This window comes from Paenibacillus haidiansis, assembly GCF_036553665.1.
In the GTDB taxonomy this organism is placed as follows: domain Bacteria; phylum Bacillota; class Bacilli; order Paenibacillales; family Paenibacillaceae; genus Fontibacillus; species Fontibacillus haidiansis.
Genome location: NZ_JAZHPZ010000001.1, coordinates 606,864 through 628,986 on the forward strand (window position 1 = coordinate 606,864; position 22,123 = coordinate 628,986).

The window sequence follows — 22,123 nt, forward strand, 5'->3', positions numbered from 1 at the left end:
TCCTTGCAACCTTATAGACGTGATCGTCCTTCGATATGTTGCAATGTTGTTACTATTTTTTACGTCAAATATAGGTAAAAGGTATGAATAAGCTAACTCTTCTGTCTACAATCTCACCTTAGAATACCAAAAAAAAGGGGACGCGTCATCCGCGCCCTTTGTCGTACTTTATCGCCGGTTCAAAAAACTGTCAACGCCCCAGCTTGGTCCTGACTAAAATTTCGCTCCCGGTAACCTTCATCTGAATTTCTCCGGCCCGGTCGGTCCGGTAAATTCCGCTGCCCGCCACGGCTAGCCGCTCCAAAACCCCCGGATTCGGATGCCCGTAGCTGTTGGACGCCCCGACGGAGATCACCGACACGGCCGGGTTGAAATACGCAAGCCACTCCTCGGAGGTTGACGTCTTGCTTCCATGATGAGCCACCTTCATGACGTCGACCCGCTCTGCCGCCGGCCCGGCAGTACTCAGGCTGTCCAGCACGGTTCCCTCCGCCGCGATATCCATATCGCCCGTAAAAAGAAATGAGGCTCCGTCCATATCAAGCCGGAAAACCAATGACCGGTGATTCTGGTCTTTGTCATAGAAGATTTCCGCTTCGCCCGTTTGGCCTGCTTGTCCCGGTTCTCCCGGCTCCGCGGGCGGTGCCAAAAATTGCAGCACGGTGGCATGATCCGGCATAAGCCTCATCCCCGCATGGGCGGCGTAGATCGGAATATCCCGAACGAGGGCGGCGGACATTAGTTTATTCATGGTAGCGGAGTCCGCCAGGCTGCCGTTCAGAATCAGCGCCCCGACCGGGAACTGTTCGACTACCGCTCGCAGCCCTCCAACATGGTCCTGATCGCCATGGGTCAATATAATTGCGTCCAAGCGGTGAATTCCCCGTTTTTTGAGCAAAGGGACTACCGTTTTGGCGCCGACCTCGAACGGCTCTTTACGGTCGCGCCAGGCGTCCGAAGCTTTGCGGAACGAGACGGTTCCGCCGCCGTCAACCAGGATATTGACCCCCTCCGGCGTCGTGATCAGCGCACAATCTCCTTGTCCGACATCGATAAATTGGACATGACCGATTCCCTTCGCATTGGCGGGCTGATATCCGGAGAAGATCAACGCGAACAATCCCGCCGCCAACCCCGCGGTTATTGAGACGTCCTTCCAGGATGTTTGGAGCCATAGAGAGGGGAACGCCGATTTCGGATTCGATTTCGGTTGCCCGCCTTTTCCGCCCGAAAGAGGCGGCAACGGTACCGTATCGTCTCCGGCGGCTAGATCGCGCTCCTGCCGGGCCTTTTTTCGCGCCGAGCGGAAAAGAAGCCCGTAGGTCAGGAGATAAAAGGCGGCGATCCAGAGAAGCGACGGAGATTTCCAATAGGTCATAAATCCGCTGCGCCCGTTCAACCATTCGGCGGCAACAAAGGTGAGCGAATTGATCAGACGCACGGGATAGGCGATCCACTGCCCCAAGGGGAGCCAAAGCCCGCTCGCCAGCAGAGCGGCGGTACCTAGCGGGAGCGCGACCAGACTGACTAGGGGGACGATCACCATATTCGCCGCCAACGAAAGCAGGGAGAACTGGTTAAAGTAAAAGATCGTTAAGGGATAAGAAACAAGCTGGGCCGCGACCGTTATGGCCGTCGCACCGCGCAGCCGCTCGGGCAGCCAGCGGAGATAAGGAGACAGAAGCGGAACAAACAAGATCAGCCCGGCCGTAACCGCAAAAGACAATTGAAAACTGACATTCAAAAGATAATAGGGGTCCCATATCAGCATGAGCAGGGCGGCGGCCGACAGCACGTTCAGTCCGTCCTTCAGCAGACGCCGGCGCATGAGGTAAAGGCCGAGCATCGTCATGATCCCCGAGCGGATCACCGAGGGGGTGAAACCGGTCAGCAGCACATAAGCCGGGACAAAAACCATGACGATCCACAGTGAGGTCTCACGGGTGATCCGGCATAAGCGAAGCAGGCCGAACAGCAGGCCAACATTGATGGCCACATGGCTGCCTGAGATCGCCAGAATATGCGTAAGTCCCAGATTGGTAAACTGGGTATATTTCTCCGGCTCCAGTTCATCCGCCAGCCCGATGATCAGCCCCTTCATGTACCCGGCCTGCCAGTCCGGAAATAGCTCTCCCACACGATTCCCTAGGCTTGTCCGTAAATCGTCGATCTTTCCTAGCATGAGGGATATGCTGAAGCTTTGGTTTTCCCCGGCCGTCACGGCGGAAGCGCCGGCCGCCTTCAGCAGCCAATGAATCCGCTGGTGCCGCAAATAATTGCGGTAATCGAATCCGCCGAAGTTTCTCGCCGTGGACGGAGCCTCCAAGGTTCCGCTTATGGCAAGCTTGCGGCCGCGTTTCCAGGAAGCCGCAACGGCAAGTTCATCTTGAGAAGCCAGGCGTACTTGAACCGCAATCTTTTCCCTGCTCGCGTATTTAAATTCCTTCTTCACGGCTTTACCGCTTCCTCCGGGCGCTTCCCCCTCTCCACCGGCAAATTCGTATCCGCTCAGCTTCAGGGTGAAATCGGCGCGATCCCCGTCTATCTCCACCGGTGACACGATCGTCCCTTCCATCCGGATCGGGATCTCTTCGGCTTCCAAACCCGGGTCCGCTGCCAAAGATATTATGCCGCTGTACTCTTGCTCCAGCTTAGCTCCGATGCCGCTGATGTTTCTGCCGTCATTATAAGCCCAATACGCCGCTCCTAGCGAAAAGGCCAGCCACAGAACGAGCAGGCGTTTCCAGGACAAGCGTCCGACGACGGCAAACAAAGGTGCTATTAACGTCAGACCGCTCCAAAGCAGCCAGAACGTTGTTCCGTCATAAAGGCAGGACAAGCCGCTGCCGGCGATCCAGCAGCAGGCGATTACCGCCAAAGGTCTGCGCTCCATGAGCATCCCCCGATCCCTAAACTTGTAACCACCGAAACGCACAAAAAAAGAACCCCATCTGCTTAAAAAGCGGATGAGGTTCTTCCTTCATCTTTGCATGCTATGTTTGATAATCGGCTTTAATTCTCGATGTCCATGACCGTCTCGCGCGGCGGCTCATACGATTCAAGACGCCGGAAGACGATGCCCTTCTGGTCCATCATCGCCTTGACCTTCGCCGTATCCTTCGGATATGGGCGGTGGTACACCACTTCCGTGATCCCGCTGTTGGCCAGCATGTTGGCGCAGGTCCAACACGGCTCATCCGTCACGTACACGCTCGAACCTTCGCGGTCGATCCGGTCAGTAAACAGCAGCAAATTCTGCTCGGCATGGATGGTGCGGACGCAGCGCTGTTTTTTGACCATTGTTTCCTGTCCGTCCACGATGGACAGTTCATATTCCTCGGCGATCATGCAGCCGGCTTCGGAGCAGTCCGGAACGCCCGAAGGGGCGCCGTTATAGGCCGTGCCGAGCAGCTTCTTGCCCTGGACCAGCACGGCGCCGACATGCCGGCGGCTGCAGCGGGAGCGCGTCGACACCATATAAGCGATATCCATGAAATACGTATCCCAGTCTTTGCGTTGATCCTGATTCATCCCAGACATGCCTCCTGTCCTACAGCCCGATATAAGGCTTCATCTTCTCCAGCATTTTATCGCCGATCCCCTTCACCTTGGTGAGATCGTTCACGGAACGGAATAGACCGTGCTGATTCCGGTAATCGATGATCGCCTGCGCCTTCTTCTCCCCGATCCCGGGAATCTCCTGGAGCTCGGAGATCCCCGCGGTGTTGATGCTGATCAACCCGCTTTGGTCCGTCTGCTGCGGCTTTGCGGCCGCATCCGCGCCGGCGGCCGAAGCCTCCCCGGCATTGCCGGCCGTTCCCGCAGCGGTCGTACCCGGGCCGCTGGCAGTCACCGCCTCCCCAGTCCCGGCGGTGTTCCCGTTTGCCGGCGGATTTATCCCGGCCGATACCTGGCCTTGACCGCCGGCATCCGCCTGCGGCGACGTCTTGGCGTCGGATCCGGTTCCGCCCGCCTGAGCGGCCGTCTGCGGTTGCGGCTGCCCCTGCTCCGCCATCGCTGCGGCGACGCTTTCGTTCAGCGGAATCCAGCCCTCGATTCCGGCCGGTTTGCCGCTGCCGACCGCGAGCAGCATCAGCCCGGCTCCAATAGCCGCGGAGACGACCGAAGTGATGACATACTCCTTCTTCAACCTTGAACGCCCCCATCTTTAAAGAATCTGCTTCCTTTAGGTCATGAAGATCCGATCAAGATGCATACATATAAATAGGTTGTTCGTAAATCAGGTTGCGCACGGAAGGGGGAACCGGGATGAAAGTAGCCTTCATCGGAACAGGATCCATGGGAAGCTTGCTCATTGAAGCTTTCCTGCGTTCCGGTGCGCTGCACCCGCATTTCATCTGCGCCAGCAACCGCTCCTTGCAAAAGGCGGAGCTGCTGGCAAAACGGCATCCCGGACTTCGCGTTACCGGCAGCAATGCCGAAGCCGCGAACGGGAGCCAAATCGTATTTCTATGTGTGAAGCCGCTCGACTATCCGGCCGTTATTCAAGAGCTGGCCGGGGTACTTGACGAGCGGCAAATCGTCGTGTCCATCACCAGCCCCGTGCAAATTCGCATGCTGGAAGCACGGATTCCGTCGAAAGTCGCCAAAATCATCCCCAGCATTACGCACTCGGCTCTCTCCGGGGCATCGCTGTGCATCTACGGCAGCCGCATCCAGCCCGAGGATCGCCTTCTGCTGGAGCAGCTGATGTCCTCCATCAGCGTCCCCGTGGCCATCCGGGAAACGGAGACGCGCATCGCTTCCGATATCGCCAGCTGCGGTCCGGCGTTTATCGCCTTCATCCTCCAGCAGTGGGCGGAGGCTGCCGCGCGCCATACCGGAATCGGAAGGGCGGAGGCGATCGTCCTGGGGGCCGAAATGCTGCACGGCACCGGCAAGCTGCTGACGGAAGGCGGCTTCTCGCCGGAAGAGCTGCAGCGCCGCGTCGCCGTCCCCGGCGGAGTTACCGCCGAGGGAATCGCGGTGCTGCATTCCAGTCTGGAGCATGTGTTTGCCGGACTGATCGAAACGACGCACCGGAAATACGACGAAGACCTGAGCAAGCTGGACGATTTGTTCGGCAGGCGGCTGCTAAACGGCACCGCCGATGACGAACCGGATTAACCGACGACGATATTGACCAGCTTGCCGGGAACGGCGATCACTTTGCGGATCGTCTTGCCTTCCACCGCCTGCTTGACGTTCGGCAGGCTCAGGCTGTGCTCCTGCATGGCCGCTTGGTCCAGATCCTTGGAAATCTTCGTCCGGTCGACGATTTTACCGTTGACCTGGACGACGATTTCGACCTCGGCATCCACAGTCCAAGCTTCGTCATAAACCGGCCACGGTTCATACGTGATGGTATCCGTATGGCCGAGCCGTTCCCATAATTCCTCCGCCAAGTGCGGCGCCAGCGGGGACAGCAATTGCACGAAGTTCTCGGCTGCAGCCTTCGGCACGATATCCGCTTTGTAAGCATCATTGATAAAGATCATCAATTGGCTGATGGCGGTATTGAAGCGGAGCGCCTCAAAATCCTCCGTCACTTTCTTGATTGTCTTATGCCAGGTCCGTTTGAACTCGTCGCTGCCGTTTTGATCGACGATTTTCGCGTTCAGGCTGCCGTCCTCGGCGACGAAAAGGCGCCAGATGCGGGACAAGAAGCGGTGCGCTCCCTCTACGCCGTTCGTACTCCAAGGCTTCGTGGCTTCCAATGGGCCCATGAACATTTCGTATACCCGCAGAGTATCCGCGCCGAATTCATTCACGATTTCGTCCGGGTTGATGACATTGCCGCGGGATTTACTCATCTTCTCGTTGTTCGTTCCGAGGATCATTCCTTGGTTGACCAGCTTGTGGAACGGCTCTTTGGTCGACACGACACCGAGATCGTAAAGCACCTTGTGCCAGAACCGCGCGTAAAGCAAGTGGAGCACGGCATGTTCCGCTCCGCCGATATAAAGGTCGACCGGCAGCCATTCCTCCTGCTTCTCTTTGGAGCAAAGCTCCTTATCGTTGTGCGGATCAATGTACCGCAGATAATACCAGCAGCTTCCCGCCCATTGCGGCATTGTGTTCGTCTCGCGACGGGCCGGCAGCCCGGTTTCCGGGTCGGTCGTGTTGACCCACTCGGTCACGTTGGCGAGCGGCGATTCGCCCGTACCGGAAGGCTTGATCGCGTCCACGTCCGGCAGCACAAGCGGCAATTGATCCTCCGGCACCGGCTTCATCGTGCCGTCTTCGAGGTGCAGAATCGGGATCGGTTCGCCCCAATAGCGCTGGCGGCTGAACAGCCAGTCGCGCAGGCGGTAGGTGACTTTGCCTTTGCCCTTGCCGCTCTCTTCGAGCCAGACGATCATCTTCTTGATCGCTTCCTCATTGCGCAGTCCGTTCAGGAAATCGGAATTGACATGCGGCCCGTCTCCGGCATAGGCTTCCTTGGCAAGATCGCCGCCCTCGACGACCTCGACAATCGGAAGGTCGAACTGCTTGGCGAACTCGTAGTCCCGCTCGTCATGGCCCGGTACGGCCATGATCGCGCCGGTGCCGTAACCGGCCAGCACGTAATCGGCGATCCAGATCGGCAGCTTCGCGCCGTTCACCGGGTTCACCGCGTAAGCGCCCGTGAACACGCCGGTTTTGTCCTTGGCCAGGTCCGTCCGTTCCAGATCGCTCTTGCGGGCGGCCTGTTCCTGATAGGCCTTGACCGCTTCGCTCTGGGCGTCCGTCGTAATCTTGGCCACCAGCTCATGCTCCGGTGCAAGCACCGCATAGCTCGCGCCGAACAGCGTATCCGGACGGGTCGTGAACACGGTCAACACTTCGTCATGGCCGTCGATGGCAAATACGACTTCCGCGCCTTCGGATTTGCCGATCCAGTTGCGCTGCATATCTTTGATGCTCTCCGACCAGTCGAGATCTTCGAGATCTTCCAGCAAACGTTCGGCATATTCGGTAATCTTCAGCACCCATTGGCGCATCGGCTTGCGGATGACCGGGTGGCCGCCGCGTTCGCTCTTGCCGTCGATGACTTCCTCGTTCGCCAGCACCGTACCGAGCGCAGGGCACCAGTTCACCGGCACCTCGGCGACATAAGCGAGCCCTTTCTTATATAGTTGAATAAAGATCCATTGGGTCCATTTGTAATATTCCGGGTCGGTCGTACTGATCTCGCGGTCCCAGTCGTACGAGAAACCAAGCGACTTGATTTGGCGCCGGAAGTTGTTGATGTTCTTGATCGTAATATCGCGAGGGTGCTCGCCCGTATCCAAAGCGTGCTGCTCCGCAGGCAGGCCGAACGCGTCCCAGCCCATCGGGTGAAGCACATTGTAGCCGCGCATCCGTTTGAAGCGGGATACGATATCCGTCGCCGTATAGCCTTCCGGATGGCCTACATGAAGGCCGGCGCCGGAAGGGTAAGGGAACATGTCGAGCGCGTAAAATTTCGGCTTGCCCGCATCCTCCCGGGTTTTGAAGGTTTGATTTTTTTCCCAGAATGCCTGCCATTTCGGCTCAATGCTCTGGGCCCGGTAAACATCTTGTGGCACATTATTGTCCGCCATAGTGCTAAAATCCTCCCTAAATACGTCTCTTCAATTGCTTGCATTGCTTAAACATAAAAAACCTCCCGATCCATAGCGTATCATCGCTAGGGACGAGAGGAAATTTCCCGTGGTACCACCCTAGTTAGCGTCGGACATGCTTTGTCCTCAGCTCCCTTTATACCCTTAACGCAGGTAAAACGATGATGTTTGCATCATAACTCCGAGGCGAGTTCGTTTGTTCCCTCCAACCGGCTTGCACCCAACCGCCGGCTCTCTGCATGGCCGGATCCAAACTAATAATCCTCATCAAAGTTTGCAAATATGCTTTTGAATTACCAATCATTATATAAAAATGAGCCCGCTTCGTCAATGGGGCCGCTTGCTGCGGACTGTTCACAAAAATTTTAAAGTGCCGCTCTTTACAGTTTCGACGAAAAGAGTATAATTAAGTATTGTTTCCCCCATATTTATGATTATCGAGACGTGGCTCAGCTTGGTAGAGCGCTTGCTTCGGGAGCAAGAGGTCGCAGGTTCAAATCCTGTCGTCTCGACCATACATACGCATTGTAACCCTTGGAATCCAAGGGTTTTTATTTTTGTCCGAAATTGATTATAGATATCCTCCCCCTTGCCAATGCGAAGTGAAGAAGAGGATAATAAGCTCAGCCATCCTCCATATAATGGAAAGGGGAACCGAAAGTTGAAAATTACATACGCAACCGAACAGGACTTCGAATGGGTCAGAGAAAAGGACCGCCATCTCCACGAACAATTAATCCTGCCGAAAATCAAGGGAAAAGAAATTTACTTATTACAGGACGAAAACGGAGAAAAGATCGGTTGGATGCGCTACGGGTATTTTTGGGACAATACGCCTTTTATGAATATGATTTGGATCGAGGAACCTTACCGCAGTAAAGGTTTTGGAAAAATTACAGTGGATTTTTGGGAGAATGAAATGAAGCGGCAAGGTCATACAATGGTAATGACATCGACTCAAGCGGATGAGGGCTCTCAACATTTCTATCGAAAGCTGGGTTATAAAGACTCGGGATGTCTAATACTTGATTCTCAGGCCTTGGAAATTATGCTTACCAAACAGCTTGCATAAAAGAATACTCCCGTTCAATACAAAAACAGCGGCTGACTAAGACTCGCAAATCTTAGCCAACCGCTGTTTCATTTTAACCGGCGGTTTATCGAATCATTTCGCGCAGCTCGGCCGCGCTTGCTTCATACTGAGGCTTGAAATCCGCCGATTTCATGTAGCCCGCCAGGCTGGACAGGAACTGTCTGCCTTCCGGCGTGCCGCTCACTTTGTCCGCGTCCAGCGGGCATACGAGCAAATTGCCTGCGCCCACGCGGCATTCAAACAAAAATCCGAGCTTGTGGTTGCGCTCGAAATTGTCGATCGTCTGCACGATCGGACTCCATTCCCGGGCGGTTCCGTCCATGATGATCGATTTCGAGTTCTCGATGATGTTCCACCACGGATAGGTGGAATATTCTTCGGACAGGAAGTCGCGGAACACGGGGTGGGTGTTATCGATCAGCAGCCCCATCGTGCCGACCGGAACGGGCCGGTTCATGCTCTCGGAGATAGAGCGGAACATCGGATAGCACCAGAAATCCGTACAGTAAAAGCCCTCAATCGCGTTTTCGAGCGACTCCGGCTTCGGCATCAGCAGCACGTTTTCCCCTTGTTCCAGCAGCGCAAGCGCCTCGTCGGTAAGCTCTTCGAACATCCGGACACCGCTGAAATCGGCGCTTACGTTCGACGGATAAAGCCACAAATCGTAATTCTTACGAATGTCCGTTCCCGCGAGTTGCAGCGAGAATACCACTTTGGTCATCCGCTCCACGGCGGGCAGGTCGACGGCGAGGTCGCAGATATCGATATAATTCGCGCCCGCCGGAACAGCGGCCTCAGCTTGGCCTTCCGCCAGCGTTTGGCCTCCGGCCGCGGCCAGTTTCCATTGCAGCGAGACGGATTCGGGCGCCCCGCTCCGGAATAGGCTCAGCTCGACATGGGCGTTGAAGCTTTCGCCGGAAGCGTAGTTGTACTTCGGAAATCTCGCCAGCAGTACCGCATCGTTGCAGAATGTTCGCCATTCCTCCGGCGTAATCATGCCCTTGGAATCCATAAAGGCGTCGAGGATGCCGACGAGCGCCGTTCCCTGACCGCTGAAATCCTGCAGGTCCAATAGCTGGAACCCGGCAAGGCGGCGTGAGCGGAAGGCGGCTTCCAATTCTTCTTTATAGCAGGCTACCGCCAGCTGTCCCGAGCTCTCAAAATACTTGGCGGCGAGATGGCCTAGCCCTTTGCTTTCCAGCCGTTCGCGGAATATTTTGAAATTTTCGGCCTTCAGCGGGCCCGTATATTTCTCGATTTCCTCATAATCCGGATAAGTGGCGTACTGCCCGATCTCATGGGAGACGACCGGAATTTGTGGAATCCATTCTCCCGAGCCGTCGCCAGCCTGCACCGTTTTGGCTTCCGTGCCGTATTGAATCTGGATCGTACCTCCGGCCTGCTCGCCGTTTTCCCCGCCTTTTCCGAAATCGGGAGGAACGATCGCGTCGTCATAATCTTTCATCGTGCTTGGCGAATCGGTTTGGACATGACCGAGCGGAGCGTCGCACATCGCGTAGGAGCCACGGAACAGACGGTCCCGGGAAAAACGCACGCCGCTGAAGAAATCGTCATGCTCCAGAACCTCCGGCATAAACTGATGGTTATTGGAGCCCTGCGTATACAGATGCCTGTCGTCAAACTCTTTATAGGCTTTCAAAATGGCGTCGATTCTCGGTCTGCTGCCCCACAGCTCATTGCCGAGCGACATCATCACGAAGGACGGGTGGTTGCCGAACGCTTTCAAAATCTCGTATCCCTCGCTGATCAGGTAATCCTGCTCCGCCTGGTTATGGCCTTCGTCCGTTTCCTCCGTGATCGTTCCCCAGAACGGCAGCTCCGGCTGCATGTAGATGCCGAGTATGTCGGCGGCGGTAAAGGCCGCTTCCGGCGGACAGCAGGTGTGGAAGCGGTAGTGATTGATCCCGTACGATTTGGCGATGCCGAGAATTCTCAGCCATTCCTCCACGTCCGTCGGGGCATACCCGGTCAGCGGGAAGATCAGGCCGTCATGCTTGCCGCGCAAAAAAGTCTTCTCTCCGTTGATCGTGAACTTGTCGCCGTCCGTTTTGAATTCCCGCAGGCCGAAGATCAGTTCATGCCGGTCTGCAACCTCTCCCTTGTCATCCTTCAGGGTAATGCTCAGGTTATATAGATGCGGCGCGGCTTCGCTCCAGAGCAGCGCCCCTTGGCCCAGCTCATATTGAAGCGAAATATCCCCCGGCGAGACTGTGAACGCGCGTTCATTCACCTCATGTTTCGATGCACCGTTAAAGCTTGCGGCCGATATCGTAAGCCTTACTCCGGCCGCGCCCTCCAACCGGGCCGTAATTCGAACGGATCGTGCGGAGAGATCCGGATCGAGCCGGATGCCGTTCAAATAAGATTCGCCGTAAAATTGAAGCTCAATACGGCCGGTTATTCCGTTCCAGTTGGTTTGGGTATCCGGAGAGGTTAAATGACCGCCTTTGGTCGGATAATCGGTATTATCGACCCGGACGGTGATGGTGTGACTTCCCGCCCCAAGCTTACCGGATAGTTCGTAGACATGGGCCGTGTTGAGGCTATTCCGGCTGCCGATCTCTTGACCGTCCACCCAAACCGTCGTCATCCGCGTACGCTCCAGATAAAGGAAACAGGTCTTCCCGGCAAGCTCCTCGGGGATCACTACTTCCTTCGCGTACCAGGCGTATCCCTCGAACAGATACTCATCCGTCAGGGCACCGACTAATTTATGCTCGTTTACCGGTCCCTTCCGGGCGTGCGACGTTGTGCCGGGAAGCGTGATGACGTCCGTATACGGCAGCTCCGCTCCCTGTTTCGCCGCATCCAATTGCAGGCTCCATTCGCCCTCCAAGCTGATCTTCGTAAGCAAAATATCCCTCCTAATAATGATAGTCCCTGAAATCCTGAGGCGTTAAGCCGGTCAGTTTCTTGAACAGGAACGTAAAATAAGCCGCGGTCTGAAATCCCACCTGCTCGGCCACCTCGTAAACCTTCACGTTTGGGTCGCGGAGCAGCTCCTTGGCCTTGTTCATGCGCGCCTCTTGGACGAAATCGGAGATCGTCCGGCCCATCTCTTTCTTGAAGAGGACGCTCAAATAGCTTGGGTTCAGATGAAACTGCTCGGCGAGCTGCTTCACCGTCAAATTCTCCCGTAAATGCTCCTCCAGATGGCGTGCGACACGCCGGATCAGATTGTGCCGCTGCACAGTCTGTTCCTTCTGCTTCATATTAGCATACTCGGACAAATATTCCTGTACAACTTTTTTGACTTCCTCGGCATTTTTGCAGTCGATCAGCCGCTGCCACATCCGAATGTTCGTTTCCGGGTCCGTATCCGCGGGCCGTTTCAATCTCCGCGCCAGCTCGCTGATGAGACCCATTCCGAATGCCTGCACATAGGAAAAGGAGACACATTCCTCCGCAAGCATCAGCTCAAAGGCATGGTCGAAATAAGCGGCCGCTTTATCGCTCTCTTCTCCATCCAGCAGCTTGACGATCTCGGGAATGTACTCCTCTCGCAGCCGGAAGTCGTTATATTCCTGCATCAGGTGCCGGTCGAAATAGAGGATCTGTCCGTAACCGTCCAGCCTGGCGTTCGCCATCATATGTCGGACTTCCTTGTAGAGCAGCGGAATCTCCGACCAGGATCGGCACTCTCGGCTGATCCCGACCGTAACCGAGGCGTTATACTGCTCCTGCAGAACATCCCGGATCAAAGCGAGCTGCTTCTCCAGCTTGGCCCGGCAGAGCGGAGCCGCGTTCAACAAGATGACCGCGGCCTCGTCCGCGCCCGTCTTGCCGATGTAGGTTCCGGAGAAGCCGGACAGCCCGAGCTTGACGCAATTCATCAGCCCCTCGCTGAGCATAATCCGCTCCTTGGCATCGTGCGGACTGTGCAGGATAAGGTGGTCGTAGCCGAACAGGAACAGCGTGGCGCGCCATTCTTCCGGCGGCAGCTCCAGAAGCCGCCGCCAGGATTCCAGGAGCTCTTCACTGTGGACCCAGCCTTCGAGCAAATCCTTGACGAAGCGTTCCTGCAGTACCTCGCGGCTTTCGGTTACTCTTTCCTTCAGCTTGACGGTTTCCCGTTCGATTTCTTTTTTCTTTTCGGCAGCCGTCCGGAACGAAGCCAGCTTCTCTTCCAGCTCTCCGGTCTTCACCGGCTTGAGAACGTATGCTTTGGCCCCGAGATTAATCGCTTCCTGAACGAATTCAAATTCATCGTAACCGCTGATGATCACGGTTTGCAGATGCTGCAGCTCCGGATAGTCCGCTTTGCATCTGGCCAGAAGCTCGATGCCGGTCATGCCCGGCATTGAGACATCCGTGATCAGAACATCCACCGGAGCGGCGGTTAGCAACGCCAGCGCCTCCTCTCCCGACTCCGCGGTCAGCGGCTGTTCGTACCCCAGGGCCTCCCAGCCGATATGACGAACCAGCCCCTGGATTTGCATGGGCTCGTCGTCGACAATCAACGCCCGCATCATAATCCCCCCCTTTTTAATTTCGGGACTCTCTTTGCAAACGGGGATATGAATGGTGACTACCGTCCATTCGTCTTCCATGCTGTCGATTTCAAACCGGCCCTCCGGGCCGAAGTACAGCGCCAGCCGTTCGCGGATATTGTTCATGCCGAATCCGTTTCTCGTACCGGTGTAGCTGCCTCCGCGGATCCGCTCCAGCTTCCCGCTCTCGATCCCTTTGCCGTTGTCGAAAATTTGGAACCGGACCGCATCAAGGCTGCGCCCGATCGCAATCTGGATGAACGCATGCGGCCTTGTCGTAATGCCGCCGTGCAAATAGCAATTCTCCACGATCGGCTGGAGAATCAGCTTGATGGTGTACAGATCGAGCACCTCAGGCTCCACCTGCCATTCTATGGTCACCCGGCCGGGATAGCGAAGCTGCTGGATTTCCACGTACGCTTTTAAATGCTCCAGCTCGTCACGGATTCGCGTTACGTTAACCCGATTGCTCAGCGCCAGCCGGTAAAAGGTCGTCAAAGCGTCGATGGTCCGGATTTGCATCTCATCCTTCAAATCCAGCGCCCGCCAGCGGAGCAAACTTAGCGAATTGTAAATGAAATGGGGATTGATCTGCGCCTGCAGCGCCTTGAACGACTGCTCGCGCTCTTTGATGATAGCCTCGGTGTGTTCCTCGACCAGCTTTCTCAGGCGGCCGGACATGGTATTGAACATGACCTCAAGCTCACCGAGCTCATCATTGTCGCGGTTTTTCACGGTAGCTTCGAAATATCCCTCGGAAATATCCATCATCCGGATGCCCAGCTTGCGGATCCGCCAAATGACGTTCCTGAGCACAATCATGATCAGAAAGATGGATAGCAGCAGGAAAAAGGCGATGCCGAGCGCAATATAGTACATAATCCGTTTGGATTGTTCCTCCAACCGGTCGAGATGCACTAACGCGGCGACGGTCCAGCCGGACTTGATCTCCTCGGTGATCAGCGCCATTCCTTGAATCGTTTTCCGCGTTTCTCCCTGGCTGTCCCAATACGGGTAGAGCGAGGAAGAAGACAGCAGGATGCCGATTTCGGCCGGATTCGAAGAAGCGATGATCACGCCATTGCCGTCAACAATGTACATTTCGCCGGCCCCGTCAAATGGATGGTTGAACGATTCCGCAAATACCTCGTTATAGTTCAGCAGCAAATAGACAATCCCGTAAACATCGCCGTAAATATTCAGGATTTTGCGGGAGACCACCAGCTTCGTCTTGTCGTCCACGGCATTGGTCCAGACCAGGGTGTCCGGGGAACGCAGCCTCTGGGCATACCAGACCCGTTCCGGGAGGCCGGAAAGCATCCGTTCTTCGGGTTTCCACAGAAGGCCTCCGTCCTGCGTGAGTGTCCGGTTGTCGTGGTAGATGCGGAAATTCTCGATCCCCGGCAGGTATTTGCTTGTTAGCAGGAAAGATCGGTCCACATAATTGATCGTGCTTAATTGCTCCGCAACATCCTCGTAGTCCCTGGACAATCTGGAAATCAGCTCACCGTCCATCGCCGTCCGGGTGGCAAGGAGGTCATAGCTCTGCTTGCGGAACTCGATGCTTTGTGCGCTCTGGCGGACCGCCTCCTTGATCGTCAGCATATAATTGGCCCGCACCGTCTGCAGCACCGCATAGCCGGCGCCTACGGCCAGCAGAACGGTCGGAATGAACACGATCAAACCGTAAAACAGGACGATCTTGCTTCTCAGGTTCATGGAACGGGTGATCCGAATGATCCATCTCTCCACGCGTTGTCTCAGCTTCATATGTCCTCCCCGAAAACCGCAAAGGGAGCAACCCCCAAAAGAGAGGCTGCTCCTGCAAAATCTAGTTCTGTACGCCCGCGATTTCTTCCCGATAGCTGTCAAACCATTCCTGCTTCACTTCACTCCAGTGCCCGCGTTTCTCCAGCGCCGTCTGGAACGCATTCCAATCGGCTTCAAACTGGGCGTCGTCTTTGGCCATCAGCAGCTTGGCCCGATATTCCTTGCGGATGTTCTCGAGCTCCAGCGAATATTTCTCCCAGAGTCCACCCGGCTTGGTCTCGAGCAGATCATACGGCTCGGCAACGCGGATCGTCCCCATTTTACCGATCGCCTCCGTAAACTGGATCGTTTTGGCGGCCCCCGCCTTGCCGGCATCCTCGGTATTCCACCATGGATACCATTCGTTGCTGTAGGATGAAGTCATATACAGCTCCGGGGTTACCTTGGCTTTTTGAGCCGTGTCTCCGGAATTGCGGCTGGCCTTGTAAGTCTCGTCCGTGAATTTCCACTTGCCGAGCGGCTGATCGATCCAATCCCAGTAAAGTCCGGCCGGTCCTTCATTAATGACCTGCTGCTGCTCGGGGTTCGGTTGCAGCGTATAATCGAAAAATTTCAAAATAGCTTCCAGGTTTTTCGTATCCTTGCTGATATACACATCGTAGCCCGGATTCGGATTGGTCACCTGATTGATGCCCAGTTTCTCAACGCCCGGTACTTGAGGGAACGGAATGACCTCATAGTACCATCCGGCTTCCGTCGGGCCGTCCAGCGTTTCCCAAACGGAGGCCGGAATGTTCCAGAACGCGCCCACATTCATCGCGACCCGTCCGGCTTTGTTCTTTTCGTTATATTGCTCCTTCTTGCTGGTTACGACCTCGGGGTCGATCAGCTTCTCCCGGTACATTTTATTCATCCATTGATAGGCGGCCTTATAGTTGGGATCGTCGAAGGCGAACATAAAATCGTCGCCGCGCTTCTCGACGCCGCCCCTTCCGGCCGTACTCACCCCGAAAGCGGTCAAAATCGAGTTCTCGTCATTCCAGCCCATCGTATCGTTTGTGTCCATCAGGAAAGATAGCGGAAGCAGGGCTTTGCCGGATTCATCCTTTTGCTCCGCGGCTTTGCGAAGGAAAGTTTCAACCCCTTCGATCGTAGCCAGATCTTCTTTGGTCATGCCCGCCTTCTCCAGCACATCACTTCTGACGAACCAGCCCTGCGAGGCCCAGCCCGGCCACGGATCGTCCGGATTCTGATCGAACCAGGTCGGAATGGACCAGATATGACCGTCCTCGTCTTTCATGAGCCCCAGATATTCCTTGGGTATCGCAGCGAGTCCCGGGTATTTGTCCGGCATGTCAAAATACTGCTCCATCGGCATCACTTGGTTGGAACGCTTCATGGCACTCTTTACGGTTTCGTTGCGGGCGAAGATCGCCGCGTCTTCGAAGCCGCCGGTATTGATTTTCAGATTCAGCGCGGTCATCGCGTCCCCTTGACTCGTTTCCAGCTCGACATCGATCCCCGGTTCCCCTTCCCGCCAATATTTCTGAATCGTACTGTCATTGTTAATGGTCGCCGACCATCCTAACCAGAGATTGAATGCCGTGGAGCCGCTCGCCTGCAGGTTCCCGGCCGTTCCGTCGGATGTGCCTGTGCCGGCGTTTCCCGCGGTATTTCCGCCCGAACCCGAACAGCCGGTGGCCAAGACCAGCATGGCCGCGACAGCAACGGCCGCCAAACGTACTTTTTTGCTTTTCACTGATGAACTCCCCCTGTTCCATTATTGTACTTCAGAAGCTGTATGTCATTGTTGCAAAAGTACCCAAAAATCAGCCTTTCACCGAGCCCACTAGGACTCCTTTCACAAAATACTTCTGCAGAAACGGATACACGCAAAGGATCGGAATGGCGCTCACCATCACGACGGCCATTTTGATCGACATCAGTGTAATATTTTGCATCTGTGCGCTTCTGGCCAGCGCCTCCTGATTGTTGTTCGAGCCGAGTACGGCCGACAGGTCCGAGGCCGCAAGCAGCTGCTGCAAGAAGGTTTGGACCGGGATCAAATCCTGCTTGGTCACATAGAAGGCGCCGGCGAACCAATCGTTCCAATGACCGACGGCGGTAAACAGCCCGAGCGCGGCCAGCATCGGCTTGGATAGCGGAATAATGATCTGCAGCAAAATCCGAATTGGCCCGGCACCGTCCAGTTCTGCGGATTCCACCAGCGCTTCCGGGATTCCCTGAATGAATTTCAGCATGACGAACATATTCCAAACCGAAAACATGCCCGGCAGAATGTAAACCCAAAAGTTATTGATCAGCCCCAAATTGTTCAGTTGAATATAAAAGGGCACCAGTCCGCCGTTAAACAGCATGGTCACGAGAATATAACCGAGAATGGCGTTTCTGAGCGGCAGCCTCCGGTAAGACACGCCGAACGCCACCATGAGCGTTACAATAAGTCCCGTAAATGTTCCGATCGCCGTTCGTAGGATCGTAATCAGATAGGCATGCCGGATCGTCTCATTGCCGAGCACGATTTCGTAATTGATCAGTGTGAATTTCCGCGGCCATAAATAGACTCCGCCTTTGGCCGCATCCGCGCCGTCGTTCAGCGAGATGGCCAGCATATACAGGAACGGATACAGTACGGACAGACACAGCAGGGCCAGAAGCGTCACGATGATATACTGGGCTATTTTTTCAGCGCTGCTCATTTTCATAGGCCGTCACCATAATCCTTCGCCGTTGATTTTTCGGGAAAACTGATTCGTCGACACGACCAAAATCAGGCTGAGCAGCGAGGACAACAAGCCCACGGCCGTCGCCATGCCGAAGTAGCCTTGCTGCAAACCGCTGCGGAGAATGTACGTATCCAGCACATCCGCCACCTGCTGGTTGGCCGAATTCATGAGCGGATAAATTTGATCCATGCCGACCGTGATCAGGCTCGGGATGCTCAGGATCAGCACGATCGAGACTGTCGGAAGAATTCCCGGAATCGTGATATGCCGGATTTGCGCGAGCTTCCCGGCCCCCTCCACCTTGGCGGATTCGTACAGCTGCGGATCGATCGTCGTGATCGCGGCTAGATAGAGAATCGTGTTCCACCCGGTCTCTTTCCACAGGCTGCTGGCAATGACCATCGGCCTAAACCACTCCGTCGAGCCGAGAAAGAAGATCGGTTCGCCCCCCGCCTTGGTGATGAACTGGTTGATCAAGCCGCCGTCGAGCGTCAAAAAGGACTGCAAAATATAAGCGACGACAATCCAAGAGAAAAAATGCGGCAAATAGCTGACCGATTGCACGAAACGCTTAAATAACGGCCGGGTCACCTCGTTGATCAGCAGCGCCAGCAGAATCGGAGCCGGAAACCCGAAAATGAATTTGAGCACCGAGATGTACAGCGTATTTTTGACCACCGTCAAAAATTGGGGGTCCTCCAGGAATGAAAAATTGTCGAACCCGATCCACGGGCTGTTCCAGATCGATGTTCCGATTTGGAAATCCCGGAAGGCCACCTGAATCCCCGCCATCGGAATATAGTTGAACAGGAACAGCAGCAATACGCCGGGCAGAATCATCAAGTATTGCCAGCGATACTTGTAAAACTTGGCGAACAATATGCATCCCCCCTTGTTGATATCTCCATCATAAAGGGAAGCGCATAGCACGCCTATATAACAACGGTTGGTTATTTATCGCTCCGATTGGATTTTTTAAAGCGCTTACTTTTTTGAGGGGAATGGGTACGAGGACCGGTATACAAATCCTTTTTCCAGGGGATACTTTGAAGTGAAAAATTAAAAAAGGAGCATTAAAGCTATGGATAAAAATAATAATGAAGAAAAACAAGGGTTCGAGATTGTGAAAATAAACACACTCTCTATGGAAGAGTTATCGAAATTAAAAATAGAAGATTTGTGGATTTTTAAGCCTGGCGAAGGTGAAGCCGACCCAACCGTAACCAGACTCTGCGGATGCAGGAATGTATGTATCGCATGATAACCGGACATTACGTATGCTCAAAATACAATTACCGGGTCATCACGGATGACCCTGACCAAATTTATTTATTTAATTGCTTAAAAGGGAGTTTCATTAAGCTGCCGCGTTCGGTCGGTATCCTATTGGACTCGATTTCCAAAGACAACCCTCTCCTGATCGACGATCATTCGGCGGCGAGCTCTTCAGTCGTGGGTGCCTTATTAGAAGGCGGGTTTATTGTGCGCCAAGATAGCGACGAGTTGAGTATCATTGAGGAAAAATATAATTCTGCTGTGGCTTCGCAAACTTTTTCGGTAACCATAGCCACCACCTTGAATTGCAATCTGTCATGTTATTATTGCTACCAGGAGCACAGCGCGATCCAGCTTAATAGAGAGATTTGCGATAGAATTCTTTTTCATATTGAACAAAGGCTGACTCAAGGAAACTATAAGAAATTAATCGTTGATTGGTATGGCGGTGAGCCTCTATTGGCTTTGGAAAGCATCGAATATCTCTCGAAAAAATTGATCGGGCTGACCTCGAATTTGCACATTGACTATAAAGCGAGCATGGTCACGAACGGCACCCGGCTAACCCCGGCTGTCGTCGACTCCTTGGATAAACTGCAAGTTTCCAGTATTCAGATTACTTTGGACGGCCCGCCTTCTATACATAACAACAATCGGCCTTACCGAGGCGGAAAGCCAAGCTTCGATTCCGTCCTGAACGGAATTCAGGCGGCCGCCAAAAAGATCGATACGTTCATACGAATTAATGTAAACCAGGAAACTCTGCCCGCGGCTTATGAACTATTGGACCGGCTCGCTGACCTTCATTTAAGTTCGAACGGGAGAAAGGTGGTCCCTTATATCTCAATGATCGGCCCGCTTAGCTCGGCATGCGGCAGTTTGAACGACGAAACAATTCCGGTGGGAGAGTTTTATGCAAATGCATTGAATTTTCAGAAAGAGGTTCTTAGGAGATTTCCAAACCTGGAAGTCGAGGATGTGGTCGAAATACCAAAATCCATACGCCGCGCATGTGGAGCGCAAAACCCCAACTCTCTATGTATTCACCCCTCAGGGCAGGTATTCAAATGCGGCTTGGACATCCATGACTCTTCATTGGGGGCTTCTTACATTTGGGACGATTACGACCATCATTCCAATTTCGGGAGATGGCACAATTTAAGCCCCTTAAAAATAAACGAATGTATCGATTGCAGGTTTCTTCCTTTATGCATGGGCGGTTGCGCGAAGCATAATTTCATAGAGGGTCACTTTTACGAAAGGGAATCCTGCTTGCATTGGAATACCTATTTGGATTCCATCCTCAAGACCATCATCGAGCTAAAAAAAGAATCCGTATGATATTCCTGCAAAAGTGCAGTTTTCTTCTGCTAGTGTTGAGCAACCGAAGAAATGCCTGCTATTATGCAGCAATTTTCCGCCAATTCGCCTCTTATGAGCAATCGGATGCGAAATACCTGCACATTTGCAGGTATTCCACCCAATTCGGGCGCTTGCCAGGGAAATAACTGCACTTTTGCAGTAAATTTTAAAACGGGGTTCTTTTTTATTTCGCCGGAATGTTATAGTGGGAACCTGGCGTCACGAACGCGGTCATTCGCTACGCTTTTGAACGCTTAAAAGCTGAAAACCTGTTCTCCGGGCTGCAAAAATTAGGCGTTCACTTCACCCCTCTTATTTTTATAAATGATTTTCAAAGCATGCTGTCAACCTGGAACTAGAACAACGGTGAAAATAGGCGGGCTGCCGCCTCCTTGCACTTTTGCGATTGCGGGCGCTTTTGGAACCGGGCCAAGTCGATTTCCTTGCTTACGCTGATATCCCGGTAAAAATCACGGACCAGGCGGTCGACGGTCTTGCCGTCAAAAAAGAGGGCGTTCAACTCGAATTGGCCGAAGAAGCTGCGGATATCCATATTGGCGGAGCCGGAGCAGGCCAAGTCGTCGACGATAATCACCTTGGCATGAATGAACCCTTGCTCGTACAAGTAAAAACGCACCCCGGCCTCCAGCAGCTCCTCGACAAAGGAGAGGGAAGCAAGGTAAACGATCCGGGAGTCGGGGTTGGCCGGCAGGATGACGCGCACGTCGACTCCGCTGGCGGCCGCGGTTTTTAAAGCCAAAAATATGGCAGGCTCCAAAACAAAGTAAGGCGTTTCGATATAGAGCCTTCTTTTGGCCGAAATAAGGCAGGAAAAAACGGTCTCAAAGATCGGTTCGTCCGGCCCGCTTTTGACGATTTGAATGCATTCGCTCCCCTTGCTTTCCTGTAGCGGATAAAAGTCCGGATCGCTCAACAATTCGTTCTTCACGAAGTACCAATCGGTCAGAAACGTATACTGAACCCATAATGCCGCATCGCCTTCGATTCTGAAATGAGTGTCCCGCCAATGGCCCACCTTCGGATCTTTGCCCAAATATTCATCCCCGATGTTCAATCCGCCGAAATAGGCGATTTTCCCGTCCACAACCACGATTTTGCGGTGGTTCCGGTAATTGAGGCTCCGGTTGAAGAAGGAAAGCCATGGAGGCAAAAAACAGCCGGTCTCCACCCCGGCCTCCTCTAGTCGGCGGATATACGATTTGCTCAATTTATGGCAGCCGATTCCATCGTAGATCAGCCGGACTTTGACCCCTTCCCTGGCCTTTCGGTACAACAGCTGCTGAACCCGGAAGCCGAGCGCGTCTTCACGAATGATGTAAAATTCGAGATGAATGTGGCTTTGGGCCGATTCAATATCCCGGAGCATATCCGCAAAAGCATCTTCCCCTTCCGTGTACACGGTCGTTTCATTGCCGTAGGCGGGAGGGATCGCCGTCGAATGCTCCAGCAGCGAATAGATCCGCTCCTCGGGAAAATCAAACGGAGCCGGACCTTCCTTTGTCCGCTGCGTCCGGAAGCGGTCTGACAATCGCTGTTTGACTTGCTTCAGCTGGTCAAGTTCGTTCGGGTCATCAGTGCGTCCCCGCTTGTATTCTTTTCCCATAAAAATATAAAGCAGGGTGCCGATCAGCGGCACCATGAGCAAAATGACAATCCATGTGATCGCTTTATGGGGACGGGAATATTCCAGGATCACCACAACCGCGATGGGGACAATGTACAATACGAGAGCCAGAATGACCCAGAGCAATGGTCCAA

Annotated in this window: 14 protein-coding genes, 1 tRNA gene and 1 other annotated feature; of the genes, 5 read left to right on the top strand and 10 right to left on the bottom strand. The window is 54.2% G+C overall.

Annotated features, from left to right (window positions below; all coding sequences use genetic code 11):
* Positions 1 to 190: 190 nt before the first annotated feature.
* The 3 genes from V3851_RS02935 to V3851_RS02945 all read right to left on the bottom strand — a co-directional run bounded on the left by V3851_RS02935 (position 191) and on the right by V3851_RS02945 (position 4,150).
* Complete coding sequence (locus tag V3851_RS02935; RefSeq protein ID WP_331844976.1) at positions 191 to 2,893, bottom strand: ComEC/Rec2 family competence protein; 2,703 nt, start codon at positions 2,891 to 2,893, stop codon at positions 191 to 193.
* A gap of 119 nt (positions 2,894 to 3,012) precedes the next feature.
* Positions 3,013 to 3,531, bottom strand: coding sequence for a deoxycytidylate deaminase (locus V3851_RS02940; RefSeq protein WP_331844977.1), 519 nt, complete (start codon positions 3,529 to 3,531; stop codon positions 3,013 to 3,015).
* Between the two features lie 19 nt (positions 3,532 to 3,550).
* Positions 3,551 to 4,150 carry a ComEA family DNA-binding protein gene (locus V3851_RS02945; RefSeq protein ID WP_331844978.1) on the bottom strand — a complete coding sequence of 200 codons (600 nt, stop codon included), beginning with the start codon at positions 4,148 to 4,150 and terminating at the stop codon, positions 3,551 to 3,553.
* A 119-nt stretch (positions 4,151 to 4,269) separates the two neighbouring features.
* Here V3851_RS02945 and comER point away from each other — a divergent pair, with 119 nt between their 5' ends.
* The gene (gene comER, locus V3851_RS02950; RefSeq protein ID WP_331844979.1) at positions 4,270 to 5,127 is read left to right on the top strand and encodes a late competence protein ComER; all 858 of its coding nucleotides are present in this window, start codon (positions 4,270 to 4,272) and stop codon (positions 5,125 to 5,127) included.
* Here comER and leuS read toward each other — a convergent pair.
* Positions 5,124 to 7,565 (bottom strand): leucine--tRNA ligase, encoded by a 2,442-nt coding sequence (leuS, locus tag V3851_RS02955; RefSeq protein ID WP_331844980.1) that lies wholly within the window; start codon positions 7,563 to 7,565, stop codon positions 5,124 to 5,126. The two genes, comER and leuS, sit on opposite strands and share 4 nt — an antisense overlap.
* Positions 7,566 to 7,650: 85 nt before the next feature.
* Positions 7,651 to 7,866 (bottom strand) — a binding site (T-box leader).
* Between the two features lie 158 nt (positions 7,867 to 8,024).
* Here leuS and V3851_RS02960 point away from each other — a divergent pair.
* Together V3851_RS02960 and V3851_RS02965 are read left to right on the top strand one after the other, a co-directional pair.
* Positions 8,025 to 8,101, top strand: a tRNA-Pro gene (locus V3851_RS02960).
* A 146-nt stretch (positions 8,102 to 8,247) separates the two neighbouring features.
* On the top strand, positions 8,248 to 8,658 hold the full coding sequence (locus V3851_RS02965) for a GNAT family N-acetyltransferase (protein WP_331844981.1): 411 nt from the start codon (positions 8,248 to 8,250) through the stop codon (positions 8,656 to 8,658).
* A gap of 85 nt (positions 8,659 to 8,743) precedes the next feature.
* Here the strand turns inward: V3851_RS02965 and V3851_RS02970 are convergent, their stop codons facing one another.
* The 5 genes from V3851_RS02970 to V3851_RS02990 form a co-directional block, all read right to left on the bottom strand.
* Complete coding sequence (locus tag V3851_RS02970; protein WP_331844982.1) at positions 8,744 to 11,554, bottom strand: sugar-binding domain-containing protein; 2,811 nt, start codon at positions 11,552 to 11,554, stop codon at positions 8,744 to 8,746.
* 10 nt (positions 11,555 to 11,564) lie between these two features.
* The gene (locus tag V3851_RS02975) at positions 11,565 to 14,960 is read right to left on the bottom strand and encodes a response regulator (protein ID WP_331844983.1); all 3,396 of its coding nucleotides are present in this window, start codon (positions 14,958 to 14,960) and stop codon (positions 11,565 to 11,567) included.
* Between the two features lie 61 nt (positions 14,961 to 15,021).
* Positions 15,022 to 16,719: a type 2 periplasmic-binding domain-containing protein gene (locus tag V3851_RS02980; RefSeq protein WP_331844984.1), complete on the bottom strand. Its 1,698-nt coding sequence runs from the start codon at positions 16,717 to 16,719 to the stop codon at positions 15,022 to 15,024.
* 70 nt (positions 16,720 to 16,789) lie between these two features.
* On the bottom strand, positions 16,790 to 17,680 hold the full coding sequence (locus V3851_RS02985; RefSeq protein ID WP_331844985.1) for a carbohydrate ABC transporter permease: 891 nt from the start codon (positions 17,678 to 17,680) through the stop codon (positions 16,790 to 16,792).
* A 12-nt stretch (positions 17,681 to 17,692) separates the two neighbouring features.
* Complete coding sequence (locus tag V3851_RS02990; RefSeq protein ID WP_331844986.1) at positions 17,693 to 18,586, bottom strand: ABC transporter permease; 894 nt, start codon at positions 18,584 to 18,586, stop codon at positions 17,693 to 17,695.
* A 202-nt stretch (positions 18,587 to 18,788) separates the two neighbouring features.
* On the opposite strand from V3851_RS02990, the gene V3851_RS02995 reads away from it, so the two are divergent.
* Together V3851_RS02995 and V3851_RS03000 are read left to right on the top strand one after the other, a co-directional pair.
* Positions 18,789 to 18,968 carry a hypothetical protein gene (locus V3851_RS02995; protein WP_331844987.1) on the top strand — a complete coding sequence of 60 codons (180 nt, stop codon included), beginning with the start codon at positions 18,789 to 18,791 and terminating at the stop codon, positions 18,966 to 18,968.
* Positions 18,956 to 20,323, top strand: coding sequence for a radical SAM/SPASM domain-containing protein (locus V3851_RS03000; RefSeq protein WP_331844988.1), 1,368 nt, complete (start codon positions 18,956 to 18,958; stop codon positions 20,321 to 20,323). Before V3851_RS02995 ends, V3851_RS03000 begins: the two co-directional genes overlap by 13 nt.
* 376 nt (positions 20,324 to 20,699) lie before the next feature.
* On the opposite strand, the gene cls is transcribed toward V3851_RS03000, so the two are convergent.
* Positions 20,700 to 22,115 (bottom strand): cardiolipin synthase, encoded by a 1,416-nt coding sequence (cls, locus tag V3851_RS03005; RefSeq protein WP_331844989.1) that lies wholly within the window; start codon positions 22,113 to 22,115, stop codon positions 20,700 to 20,702.
* Between the last annotated feature and the right edge of the window lie 8 nt (positions 22,116 to 22,123).

What these genes read in the sequence shown, in the direction of transcription:
- V3851_RS02940 (WP_331844977.1), bottom strand. Translation starts at nt 3,531, where the DNA reads ATGAATCAGGATCAACGCAAAGACTGGGATACGTATTTCATGGATATC.
- V3851_RS03000 (WP_331844988.1), top strand. Translation starts at nt 18,956, where the DNA reads ATGTATCGCATGATAACCGGACATTACGTATGCTCAAAATACAATTAC.
- V3851_RS02995 (WP_331844987.1), top strand. Translation starts at nt 18,789, where the DNA reads ATGGATAAAAATAATAATGAAGAAAAACAAGGGTTCGAGATTGTGAAA.
- comER (WP_331844979.1), top strand. Translation starts at nt 4,270, where the DNA reads ATGAAAGTAGCCTTCATCGGAACAGGATCCATGGGAAGCTTGCTCATT.
- V3851_RS02975 (WP_331844983.1), bottom strand. Translation starts at nt 14,960, where the DNA reads ATGAAGCTGAGACAACGCGTGGAGAGATGGATCATTCGGATCACCCGT.
- V3851_RS02935 (WP_331844976.1), bottom strand. Translation starts at nt 2,893, where the DNA reads ATGGAGCGCAGACCTTTGGCGGTAATCGCCTGCTGCTGGATCGCCGGC.
- leuS (WP_331844980.1), bottom strand. Translation starts at nt 7,565, where the DNA reads ATGGCGGACAATAATGTGCCACAAGATGTTTACCGGGCCCAGAGCATT.
- V3851_RS02985 (WP_331844985.1), bottom strand. Translation starts at nt 17,680, where the DNA reads ATGAGCAGCGCTGAAAAAATAGCCCAGTATATCATCGTGACGCTTCTG.